At 67.4% G+C, this 10,444-nt stretch carries 11 protein-coding genes; 9 read left to right on the forward strand and 2 right to left on the reverse strand.

Features of this window, described 5'->3' with window-relative positions:
- The first annotated feature begins 6 nt into the window (after positions 1 to 6).
- The 7 genes from pcaD to DV704_RS11115 are packed head-to-tail and all read left to right on the forward strand — an operon-like array spanning position 7 to position 6,336.
- Positions 7 to 801 carry a 3-oxoadipate enol-lactonase gene (gene pcaD / locus DV704_RS11085; RefSeq protein WP_114799644.1) on the forward strand — a complete coding sequence of 265 codons (795 nt, stop codon included), beginning with the start codon at positions 7 to 9 and terminating at the stop codon, positions 799 to 801.
- Positions 785 to 1,156 carry a 4-carboxymuconolactone decarboxylase gene (gene pcaC, locus DV704_RS11090; protein ID WP_114799645.1) on the forward strand — a complete coding sequence of 124 codons (372 nt, stop codon included), beginning with the start codon at positions 785 to 787 and terminating at the stop codon, positions 1,154 to 1,156. Before pcaD ends, pcaC begins: the two co-directional genes overlap by 17 nt.
- Positions 1,153 to 1,872, forward strand: a complete 720-nt coding sequence (gene pcaH / locus DV704_RS11095) for a protocatechuate 3,4-dioxygenase subunit beta (protein WP_114799646.1) — start codon at positions 1,153 to 1,155, stop codon at positions 1,870 to 1,872. Before pcaC ends, pcaH begins: the two co-directional genes overlap by 4 nt.
- A complete protein-coding gene (gene pcaG, locus DV704_RS11100) occupies positions 1,872 to 2,423 on the forward strand; it encodes a protocatechuate 3,4-dioxygenase subunit alpha (RefSeq protein ID WP_114799647.1) in 552 nt (183 codons plus the stop codon). Before pcaH ends, pcaG begins: the two co-directional genes overlap by 1 nt.
- Before the next feature lie 2 nt (positions 2,424 to 2,425).
- Entirely contained in the window at positions 2,426 to 3,775 is a 1,350-nt protein-coding gene (gene pcaB, locus DV704_RS11105) for a 3-carboxy-cis,cis-muconate cycloisomerase (RefSeq protein ID WP_114799648.1), read from the forward strand.
- On the forward strand, positions 3,772 to 5,109 hold the full coding sequence (locus DV704_RS11110) for a 3-oxoacid CoA-transferase (RefSeq protein ID WP_114799649.1): 1,338 nt from the start codon (positions 3,772 to 3,774) through the stop codon (positions 5,107 to 5,109). Before pcaB ends, DV704_RS11110 begins: the two co-directional genes overlap by 4 nt.
- Before the next feature lie 33 nt (positions 5,110 to 5,142).
- Positions 5,143 to 6,336: a thiolase family protein gene (locus tag DV704_RS11115; RefSeq protein ID WP_114799650.1), complete on the forward strand. Its 1,194-nt coding sequence runs from the start codon at positions 5,143 to 5,145 to the stop codon at positions 6,334 to 6,336.
- Between the two features lies 1 nt (position 6,337).
- Here the strand turns inward: DV704_RS11115 and DV704_RS11120 are convergent, their stop codons facing one another.
- Positions 6,338 to 6,661, reverse strand: a complete 324-nt coding sequence (locus tag DV704_RS11120; protein ID WP_114799651.1) for a DUF503 domain-containing protein — start codon at positions 6,659 to 6,661, stop codon at positions 6,338 to 6,340.
- Between the two features lie 134 nt (positions 6,662 to 6,795).
- On the opposite strand from DV704_RS11120, the gene DV704_RS12475 reads away from it, so the two are divergent.
- Positions 6,796 to 7,140 (forward strand): hypothetical protein, encoded by a 345-nt coding sequence (locus DV704_RS12475; RefSeq protein WP_114799652.1) that lies wholly within the window; start codon positions 6,796 to 6,798, stop codon positions 7,138 to 7,140.
- Between the two features lie 61 nt (positions 7,141 to 7,201).
- Complete coding sequence (locus tag DV704_RS12480; protein WP_114799653.1) at positions 7,202 to 8,050, forward strand: hypothetical protein; 849 nt, start codon at positions 7,202 to 7,204, stop codon at positions 8,048 to 8,050.
- Between the two features lie 2,074 nt (positions 8,051 to 10,124).
- Here DV704_RS12480 and DV704_RS12365 read toward each other — a convergent pair.
- Positions 10,125 to 10,444 (reverse strand): hypothetical protein (locus DV704_RS12365; protein ID WP_233498340.1); only part of this gene is annotated, 320 nt, incomplete at its 5' end.

The raw sequence follows: 10,444 nt of genomic DNA on the forward strand, positions 1-10,444 counted from the left end.
GGGCGCATGACCCGTTTCGCTCAGATCAACGGCCTGACCCTGCACTACCGGCTCGAGGGTGAGGGCCCGGTGGTGGTTTTCATCAACTCGCTGGGCAGCGACCTGCGCATCTGGGACTACCAGGCTGCAGGGCTCTGGTCCCACTTCCGGGTGCTGCGCTACGACAAGCGCGGCCACGGCCTTTCCGAAGCCCCTCCACCCCCCTACACCCTGGCCGACCACGCCCAGGACCTCAGGGCCCTCCTGGGTTACCTGGGCATCGAGCAGGCCAGCCTGGTGGGCATCTCGGTGGGGGGGATGATTGCCCTCGAGTTCGCCCGCAGCTACCCCGAACGCACCCGGGCCCTGGTGCTGATGGACACCGGGGCCCGCATCGGCAGCGTGGAGAGCTGGAACGAGCGCATTAGGGCCATCCAGGAGACCTCGCTGGCCGAGGTGGCCAGGGGGGTAGTAGCCCGCTGGTTCACCCCGGCCTTTTTCCAGGAAAAGCCCGCCGAGGCCACCGGCTACTACCACATGCTGGCCCGCACCCCAGTAGAGGGGTACATCGGCACCTGCGCGGCCCTGCGCGACGCCGATTTGCGGGGAGGCCTGGGAGGGGTGCGGGCCCCCGCGCTGGTGCTCTGCGGGGCCCAAGACCCGGCCACCCCGCCCGCGCTTTCGCAGGCCCTGGCCCAGGAGCTCAGGGCCCCGCTGCGGCTCATTGAGGGAGCGGCCCACCTGCCCTGCATCGAACAGCCCAAGGCCACCCTGGCCGAGCTGCGGGCTTTTTTGGAGGTGTACGGTGGACGACCGGTTTGAGCGGGGACTGCAGATTCGTCGAGCGGTGCTGGGCGAGGCCCACGTGGCCCGGGCCCAGGCCCGCGCCACTTCCCTGGACGCCGATTTTCAGCGCTTCATCACCGAGTACGCCTGGGGGGCGGTCTGGGGTCGGGAGGGCCTGGAGCGCAAAACCCGCCACCTGCTCACCCTGGCCCTGCTGGCCGCTTTGGGCCACGAGCACGAGCTGGCCCTGCACCTCAGGGCCACCGCCCACACGGGGGTGAGCCTTGAGGAGGTGCGCGAGGTGTTCTTGCAGGTCGCGGTCTACGCCGGGGTGCCGGCGGCCAACCGGGCCTTTGCAATTGCCAAGGAGGTGTTCGAGGAGAGGTTATGAGCCACAGCGAGAGTCCCCACCGCGTTTTGGACTGGAGCGTCCAGCCCCCCTACCTGTACAGCCCCTACGTGGCCACCGTGCGCCGGGCACCGCACCACCCGCTGGTGCCGCTGCCAGCCTCGCTGCTGGAGCGTACCGGCCCGGTCTACGGCGAGGGGGATATCGGCCCCCTCGACCACGACCTAACCCGGAACGCCGCCAAAAACGGCGAGCCTTTGGGCGAGCGGATCATCGTCACAGGCCGGGTGCTGGACGAGAGCGGCCGGGGGGTGCCGGGCGTCCTGATTGAAATCTGGCAGGCCAACGCCGCGGGCCGCTACATCCACAAAAACGACCAGCACGACGCCCCCCTGGACCCCAACTTCGTGGGGGCCGGGCGCACCCTCACCGACGACCAGGGCTACTACCGCTTCATCACCATCAAGCCGGGGGCCTACCCCTGGCGCAACCACCACAACGCCTGGCGGCCCGCCCACATCCACTTCTCCCTTATCGGGCGCAACTTCAGCGAGCGGCTGGTGACCCAGATGTACTTTCCCGGCGACCCCCTGCTCAAGTACGACCCCATCTACCAGGGCATCCCCAACATCAAGGCCCGCGAGCGGCTTATTGCCAGCTTCGACCTCGAGACCACCCGCCCCGAGTGGGCCCTGGGCTACCGCTTTGACATCGTGCTGGCCGGCTACGACCGCACCTACTTCGAGGAGGAACCCTGATGCGCCCCCAGTCGCCCAGTCAGACCGTAGGCCCCTTCTTCGCCTTTGGCCTGGTGCGCGAGGGGGGGAACGTTTTGGTGAACGAAAAAACCCAAGGCGAGCACATCCTTTTGCGCGGGCAGGTGCTGGACGGCGACGGCGTGCCGGTGGACGACGCGCTGGTGGAGATCTGGCAGGCCGACGCCCAGGGTCGCTTTCGCCACCCTGCCGACCCCCAGTATGCCCTGAGCGACCCCCACTTCCGCGGCTTTGGCCGCTCGGGCACCACGGGGGAGGGCTTCTGGTTCCGCACCATCAAGCCGGGGCCGGTACCCCCCAGCCCGGTGCCCTGCATCGCGGTGCGGGTCTTTGCCCGGGGGATGCTGATCCACGCGGTGAGCCGGGTCTACTTCTCCGACCACGACAACACCCAGGACCCCCTCTTCGCCAGCCTCGACCCGGCCCGCCGGGAGACCCTGGTGGCCCGGCGCCACCTGACCCCGGCAGGGGTGGTCTACCGCTGGGACATCCACCTGCAAGGGCCGCAGGAAACCATTTTCTTCGACCTCTAGCCATGCCCTACCTGCCCGCCGAGAGTCGAATCTTCGCCCAGGTCTTCGCCGAGCCGGGGCTCTTGGCCCTTTTTTCCGACGAGCAGCACCTAAAGGCCATGCTGGAGGTGGAGCGGGCCCTGGCCCTGGCCCAGGCCGAGCTGGGGGTGATTCCGCAAGAGGCCGCCAGAGCCATCGAAAGCGCTACTTTGGGCTTTGTTCCCGACTGGGCGGCCCTGGCCCGCGCCACCGAGCGCGACGGGGTGCCGGTGGCCGGCCTGGTGGCCGCGCTTAGGGCGGCGGTGGGGCCCCCGCACGAGCGCTATGTGCACTACGGGGCCACCACCCAGGACATCCTGGATACCGCCTTGGTGCTGCGGCTGCGCGAGGCGCTGGCCCTGTTGGAGCGCCATCTGCGTCAGACCCTGGGCCACCTGGCCCGCCTGGCCCGAAAGCACCTCCAGACCCCCATGGCCGGGCGCACCCACGCCCAGCAGGCCCTGCCCATTTCCTTTGGCTTCAAGGTGGCGGGCTGGATGGCCCCTCTGCTGCGGCACCTGGAGCGGCTGGGGCCTCTGAAGGAGCGGCTGCTGGTGGTGCAGCTCGGGGGGGCGGTGGGCACCCTGGCCGCGTTGGGGGAGAAGGGCCCTTTGGTGCAGGCGGCTTTGGCCCGGCGGCTCGGGCTCGGGGTGCCCCCCATCCCCTGGCACACCGCCCGCGACAACCTGGCCGAGCTGGCGGGCTGGCTCTCGCTGGTTACGGGCAGCCTGGCCAAGATGGCCCAGGACATCCTGCTCCTGGCCCAAAGCGAGGTGGCCGAGGTGCGCGAGAGCGCCGAGGCAGAGCGGGGCGGCTCTTCCACCATGCCGCAGAAGAGCAACCCGGTGCAAAGCGAGGTGGTGCTGGCAGCGGCGCGGGCCAACGCCGCGCTGCTTTCGGCCATGCACCAGGCCCTGGTGGCCGAGCACGAGCGGGCCACGCACGGGTGGCAGCTCGAGTGGCTCACCCTGCCGCAGATGCTGGCCCACACCGCCACCGCCCTCAGGCAGGCTTTGGCCCTGAGCCAGAATCTGGTGGTGGACGAGGCGCGGATGCGGGCCAACCTGAAGGCCTCCAAAGGGCTTCTGCTGGCCGAGGCTTTGCAGTTTGCCCTGGCCCCCCACCTGGGGATGGAACGGGCCAAATCCCTCGTGCGCCAGGCCGCACAGGAGGTAAAGGCAGGCGAGGTTCACCTGGTGGAGGCCGTGCGGGCCCGGGTAGATGCCCCGGTGGCCTGGGCGGCTTTTCGGGAAGAGGACTACCTGGGCGCCGGGCCGCAGTTTGCCCAGGCGGTGCTGGCCTGGGCCCAGGCTTTGCTGGGGGAGGAAACTTGAAACGCGTTCCACAGATTACCGCTGAGGAGGCCGCCGCCATGGTCAAGGACGGCGACGTGCTGTTGGTGGGCGGTTTTGGCATGACCGGCAACCCGGTGCACCTTTTGCACGCGCTGGCCGAGCGCCCGGTGAAGAACCTGACCTACGTGGGCAACAACGTGGGCGAGGCCGGGCTGGGCGGGGGGCGGCTGTTGCGCAACGGGCAGATTAAAAAGGCCATCGGCTCCTACTTCACCTCCAACCCCGAGGCGGTGGAGGCGGCGCTAAGGGGGGAGCTCGAGGTCGAGCTTTTGCCCCAGGGCTCGCTGGCCGAGGCCCTGCGGGCCGGAGGGGCCGGGCTGGGGGGGTTCTACACCCCTACCGCCGCCGGCACCCTGCTGGCCAAAGGGCGCGAGACCCGCGTGATCGGGGGCAAGGAGTACGTGCTGGTAGAGCCCATCCGCGGCAATGTGGCCTTCATTCGGGCCTGGAAGGCCGATACCGCGGGGAACCTGGTCTACCGCATGACCGAGCAGAACTTCAACAAGGCCATGGCCACCGCCGCCGACCTGGTGATTGCCGAGGTGGAGCAGATTGTGCCGGTGGGCGAGCTCGACCCCAACCACATCCACACCCCGGGCTGCTACGTGGACTACCTGGTGGAGGCCAGGATGACGCCGGAGTTCCTGGGCTCCTCGGCCTCGGTGGAGGCCAGGAAGGTAGACCCTAAGCGGCTGGCCATGGCCCAAAGGGCCCTGCGGGAGCTAAAGCCAGGCGATGTGGTCAACCTGGGCATCGGCATCCCCACCCTGGTGGCCGACCTGATCACCCCTGAGATGGGCATCATCCTCCACACCGAGAACGGGATGCTGGGGGTGGGGCCTTCCCCCAAGACCGGCGGGGCCATGGACTACCCCGTCAACGCCGGGAAGATTCCCGTCACCGCCCTGCCGGGGGCCAGCTACTTCGACAGCGCCGACTCCTTCGCCATGATTCGCGGGGGGCATGTGGACGTGGCCATCATGGGCGGCCTGCAGGTGGACGAGGAGGCCAATCTGGCCAACTGGGCCATACCGGGCAAGCCCCTTCTGGGGGTGGGCGGGGCCATGGACCTGGCCAGCGGGGCCCGCCGGCTCATCATCACCATGACCCACACCAACCCCGACGGCTCGTCCAAGATTGTTCCGCGCTGTGACCTGCCCCTTACCGCGAGGAAAGCGGTGGACCTGGTGATTACCGAGCTGGCGGTCTTCGGCTACCCCGAGGGCCGGCTCACCCTGCTGGAGCTGATGCCGGGGGCCAGCCTGGAGGAGGTGCGGGCCAAAACGGCAGCGCGCTTCGTGGAGGCGCTGTAGGGACGGTCCCCTTTGGGGTGCTAAGATAGCGGTATGCGCGAGGTCTACGTGGTGGCGGCGGTGCGCACCCCGATTGGCCGCTTTGGGGGGGCTTTGAGGGATTTTTCTCCGGTGGAGCTGGGCGCCCACGTGATGCGGGGGGCGCTCGAGCAGGCCGGGGTGGAGGGGGCCGCGCTGGATCTGGTCGTGTTCGGCCAGGTCTTACGGGCCGGGCACGGGCAGCTACCCCCAAGGCAGGCCGCCCTCCGGGCTGGAATCCCCAACACCGTGGACGCCTACGCGGTGGATATGGTCTGCGCCTCGGGGCTGCAGGCGGTGGCCAACGGGGCGCTGGCCATCCGTGGGGGGGATGCCGAGCTGGTCCTGGTGGGGGGTATGGAGTCCATGAGCCAGGCTGGGTTTTACCTTTCGGCCCGGGCCCGCTGGGGCTACCGGTACCTGGCCGGGGCCCCTGAGCCCCTCCAGGATATCCTCCAGCGCGACGGGCTTTCCGACCCCTTCAGCGGCGAGGCCATGGGGGAGCAGAGCGAGCGACTGGCCGCTGAGTTTGGTGTGACCCGCACCGAGCTGGACGAGGTGGCCCTGGCCTCCCACCAGCGGGCAGCCCAAGCCCAGGCGGCCTGCCACTTTGCGCGCGAGATACTTCCCATAGAGATCCGGACCCGCCAGGGGGTGGAGCGGCTGGATAGGGACGAGGGGGTACGCCCTGAGACCACCCTGGAGGCCCTGGCCGCGCTTCGCCCGGCCTTCAGGAAGGACGGGGTGCTCACCGCCGGGAATGCTTCCCAGATCTCGGATGGCGCCGCGGCCCTGCTTCTGGCCAGCCCTGAGGCGGTGCAGCGCTATGGCCTAAAGCCGCTGGCCCGCATTCTGGGCAGTAGCTGGGCTGCAGGGGAGCCCTGGCGCTTCCCCGAGGCCCCCATCCCCGCGGTGCGCAAGCTTCTGGAAAGGCTGGGGCTTGGCCTGGCCGACTTCGACCTCTTCGAGAACAATGAGGCCTTCGCCCTGAACAACATCCTCTTCCACCGCCTCTTGGGGGTGCCCCTGGAGCAGCTCAACGTTCACGGGGGGGCCATCGCCCTGGGCCACCCCATCGGGGCCTCAGGCGCCCGAATTCTGGTCACCCTGATCCACGCCCTGCACACCCACAGCAAGGCCCGGGGCCTGGCCGCCATCTGCCACGGCACAGGGGGCTCGGCAGCGCTGGCGTTGGAAGCGGTGGCCTGAGTTAGGGCCGGACCGGCAGCAGCTCCTCCAGGCTCACCTCCTCGATGTGCCACTGGGCTTCTACCACCCGGTACTCGGCCTGGGTGGTGATGAAGTGGGCCGCCTCGCGCAGAACGGTTTCCACCCAGACCCCGTCGTGCCCGATAAGGCTGAAGCCCACCACCTCCCAGCAATGGTCGTCCTGTCCGGCCAGCCGGGCAGCGGACACGGGGAAACGGGCGCGCAGCCGCTCGATGATGGGCTTGACCAGGGCCCGCTTCTCCTTGAGGCTCCTGACCCAGGGCATTTCCAACCGCGCCGTGTAGACCCCCAGGTAGGCTTTCATGCTCCGATTCTAGGACCAGCCCGCGCGCCTTGGTAGGCAGCCTTGCGGCCGCCTCAAAATCCTTGCGTCTATGCGCAGGCGCCTAGGGCAGCCTCTTCATTTGGCCTTGAGAGCGGGTGGGCTATGATCGAGCCGTGTGGCCCCTGCTTCTTCTTCTCCTAGCCGCCTGCGCCCCCGTGGGGGACTTCCGCCTTCGGCCGGAGGCCGAGGCCCCGGTCCTGGAGCCAGGGCAGGCCCTCCACCTGGGCTTCCGCCTGGAGCGGCAGGGGTTCTACGCCCCCGTTTCCCTCCGCCTGGAAGGGCCCCCAGGCCTCCTTCACCCCGGCCCCCCTCCCCCAGGAGGCCTGGGGTACGCTCTGGAGCCCAACCCCCTCCTCGGGGAGGAGGGAACCCTCATCCTTTGGGCTGGCGAAGGTCTACCCCCTGGGGAGTACGTCCTAACCCTCAGGGGCAAGGGGGCAACCGTTCAAACCAACTGAGCCCCCGTACCAGTACGTCCTAACCCTCAGGGGCAAGGGGGCCCGGGGCGGGCTGGCAAGGGTGGTCCAGCTCCGCCTGGCCGTGCGGTCCGCCCCAGCCGGCTCTTTAGGAGACCTCCTGGAGGCCACCCCCACCCTCTATGGGGTGGCCTTCGGCGGAGGGTGGTTCCTGGCCTTTGGGGATAGGGGCCGGCTCCTTGCCTCCGCAGACGGCCTCCGCTGGCTTCCTAGGGAGACGGGCACCCAGGCTAAGCTCCTCGGTGTGGCCCATGGGAAGGGGACCTTCGTGGCCGTGGGCCAGGACGGTATCCTCCTGGCCTCCCGGGACGGCCGCGGATGGGTCCAGGTACCCCTGGACACCCGGGAGTGGCTCTATGGCGTAGCCTTCGGCAGGGGCCGCTTCGTAGCCGCGGGATCGGGGGGCTTGGCCCTGGTCTCCGAGGACGGTTGGCGGTGGCAGGGGGCCAGGGCCTTTGGGGAAGAGACCGTATCCGCCCTGGCCTTCGGGGAGCACGGGTTCGTGGCGGTGGGGCTTGGGGGTAGGGTCTACCGCTCCCCCGACGGCCTGGCCTGGACCCCCGTGGCCTCGGGCACCCGGGCCCACCTCCGGGGGGTGGCGTGGAGCGCCGGCCGCTACACGGTTGTGGGGGATGGGGGAACCCTCCTGGTCTCGGAGGACGGCCGAAGGTGGGAGGCCCTGCCCCCCATCTCTGAGGAGGACCTCCTGGGGGTGGCCTACGGGGAGAGCCGGTTCCTGGCGGTGGGGGCCCGGGGGGGCCTCCTCACCTCCCAGGACGGCCGATCTTGGGAGGCCCTCTCCCCCTACCCCGCCCCCCTCCATGGGGTGGCCCACGGCCACCGCCGCTTTGTAGCCGTGGGCCGGGGAGGGGTGGTGCTCACCACCCCCTAGCGAGGGGGGATTGGGGCCTGCGGGAGCTGCCTCCACCCGGTAGGCGCCGGGCCGGGGGAGGGGCCTCTTCGGGCCCCGGGTCACGCGGGGGCCTGGAGGACCATACCTAGGCCTGCTTCGCCGTCCATTGAGCAGCCGAAGCCGCCCCCAAAGGCCTCCACCTAGCCCAGCCCAGGGCCGGGTGGCTTGGGGGATTTTGTCTTGGGCTTTCTGACCCACCCGCTATCCCGACGCCCACCCGGCGGGCCCTTCGGCCCGGCACTACAAGGTGGAGGAGGCCGTTTGCCTGGCTAGAGCGGTCCTGGATTTCGCCCTTGGCGTGGCGCCGGAGGAAAATGGTCCGGATCTTTCGCTTTGATCCCCAGGCCCGGCTGGGGCAGGTTTCCCCCGAGGACCTGCAGAGGAGCTCCAAGCTGCTAGGGGTTCAAGGGATATCCCACTGGAAGAGCTCTCGCTGCGCCACGCGGTGGCGGCCTCGCGGGCCTGGAGGGATTGGAGCCTGGCCCTTGGCAGCAGCGCCTGGCTGAGTGGGGCTTGCAGGCTCTATCCGAAAGCCTGAAGGGTATCCAGAGTTATTAGGAGGGGCTTGAGCAGTGGTACGGCCCTCGAAAAGGACATCCCAACTGAAAAAGTTGAGGCACCCCCCACGTGCGGCAAATCTGTGGGTTCCCAGGGGTTTTCAGTGGGCCCTACACTCACAGATTATTTGGACAGGGCCGGTTTGGGTGAGCGGGGTACCGGTAGTAGCAGATGCTAACGGGGGAACGGGGCTCAACGAAGGAGTCTTTCTAGGATATGGAGCCATTCCTCCCGTTCTTCCTCAGCCAGGGGTGGTTCCTGATTCAACTGAGACAACAACCAGGCTCTTAAACCTTGTACTGGTCTGTGTGTGGCCTTCCGGTAAACAGAACGGAAGCGCTGGGGCGTCAGGCTTTCCCAGCTCCATAGCTGCGCCCGGATGTCTTCCTCGGGCCTGGCCAGGAGTGGGAGCTGTAGTCTGTTGGGCATGGAAGGCAGAAGGGGCAATAGGAGGCTTCCGAGGGACCCCTTAAGGACCAGCAGCCCGCCTTGTGCTATTCGGATTAGCTCTTGGCTTACCAGAAGATCTGAGAAATCGCCGCTGCTTTCCAGGCGAAGCAACTCCCCACGATCTTGCCACTGGTAAACACCCCTCCTACCTGTCGGGAAGTCCCAGCGATCCCGGGTTGTCAGAAAAAGCATTGCTGTTCCAAGCTCACGGGAGACACCTTCTTCACCCCCTCTCCGCCCCTTGTAGCGCAGAAGGAATCGGGAAGGCCCAGGCCGGCTTGGCCTCGAAGGGTGCTGCCCAGAGCGGAGCACCTGCTCCCTGGGAGCAGCCCACCTCTCCTCAGATTCCCTTTTCTCTCGGGACCCCGTGCTTTGCCGGGAACGGCCCACAGCCCTTGGTTGGAAAAGGCCTTTCCAGACTTCTGGGGGCAGCTCAGCCAGGGCCCGGAGAAGGCGCAGGGCACGGGGGCTTCCGCCCACGCCGCTTTCAGCCGCCGGATTTGCTCCTCCAGAAGGGCCCTTTCCTCTACACAAAGTTGGGCAGCAAGCCTCAGGGCAAGGCCATTCCCCAGCTCCGGGTGGAGTTCTACCGCCTGCTGAAGAAGACGGCAGGCTTCGCCCTGGTTCCCTTGGGCCAGGGCCCAAAGGGCCTGTCTTCCTAAAGCCAGGGCCTCAGCCACGGGGTCTCCCGTATCCCGCAGCTCCTGGGCCAGGCGGAGGTGCTCCTCGGCCGCTCTTTGGAAGCTTTCGTCAAGGGAAAGCTGAGCCCCTCCCTGCTCCCGCTCGGCCGCCTCGAGGGCTTCTCTTAAAAGAATGACAAAGGGCCTCATTTCTCCCCTCTACTGGGATTTGTGGCAGGAGCCGGTGCTAGCGACTAGGAGGCCCAGAAGCGGGTAAAGGTCATCCCTTCGAGGGGGAGGGTCAAGCTCAGGCTGTAGGAGCAGGACAGTTTTCTCCTTTTCCGTTAGGTGGAAGAGGAGAAAGCGGTTCAGGTAGACTTCTTTTTTGGGATTCATACAAGCCTGCTTCGCCTCCCAACTTTACTCTAGCCATCCTTGAGATCCCAATCACGTCGTTTGCTACTTGAAAAAAGGAAGGTTTTGATGCGATGAAAAACCACTCCCGTTACCAAACATACGCCAGAGGACTTGTTCTTGCAAGTGTATTTACTGGCGGATGACCGGCTCAAAGCCAATGAAGTGTACTGCGGCCCTAAATTTGGACCACCTGACCCGTCACTGGATTTACGCGCTAGCAACCAAGCTGCTTCCAGAGGGCTCAAATCCAGGGCCAGCTTTCCCACCATCAGTTTTCGTCGGCACTGGTAGAAACTCAACTTCAGCCGTTCTCGTTGTAACTCAATCA

The sequence above is a fragment of the Meiothermus sp. QL-1 genome (assembly GCF_003351145.1).
Taxonomy (GTDB): domain Bacteria; phylum Deinococcota; class Deinococci; order Deinococcales; family Thermaceae; genus Meiothermus.

Bases quoted from the DNA above. Each gene is read 5' to 3' on its own strand.
- pcaD (WP_114799644.1), top strand. From the start codon at position 7: ATGACCCGTTTCGCTCAGATCAACGGCCTGACCCTGCACTACCGGCTC.
- pcaH (WP_114799646.1), top strand. From the start codon at position 1,153: ATGAGCCACAGCGAGAGTCCCCACCGCGTTTTGGACTGGAGCGTCCAG.
- pcaG (WP_114799647.1), top strand. From the start codon at position 1,872: ATGCGCCCCCAGTCGCCCAGTCAGACCGTAGGCCCCTTCTTCGCCTTT.
- pcaB (WP_114799648.1), top strand. From the start codon at position 2,426: ATGCCCTACCTGCCCGCCGAGAGTCGAATCTTCGCCCAGGTCTTCGCC.
- DV704_RS11115 (WP_114799650.1), top strand. From the start codon at position 5,143: ATGCGCGAGGTCTACGTGGTGGCGGCGGTGCGCACCCCGATTGGCCGC.
- DV704_RS11120 (WP_114799651.1), bottom strand. From the start codon at position 6,661: ATGAAAGCCTACCTGGGGGTCTACACGGCGCGGTTGGAAATGCCCTGG.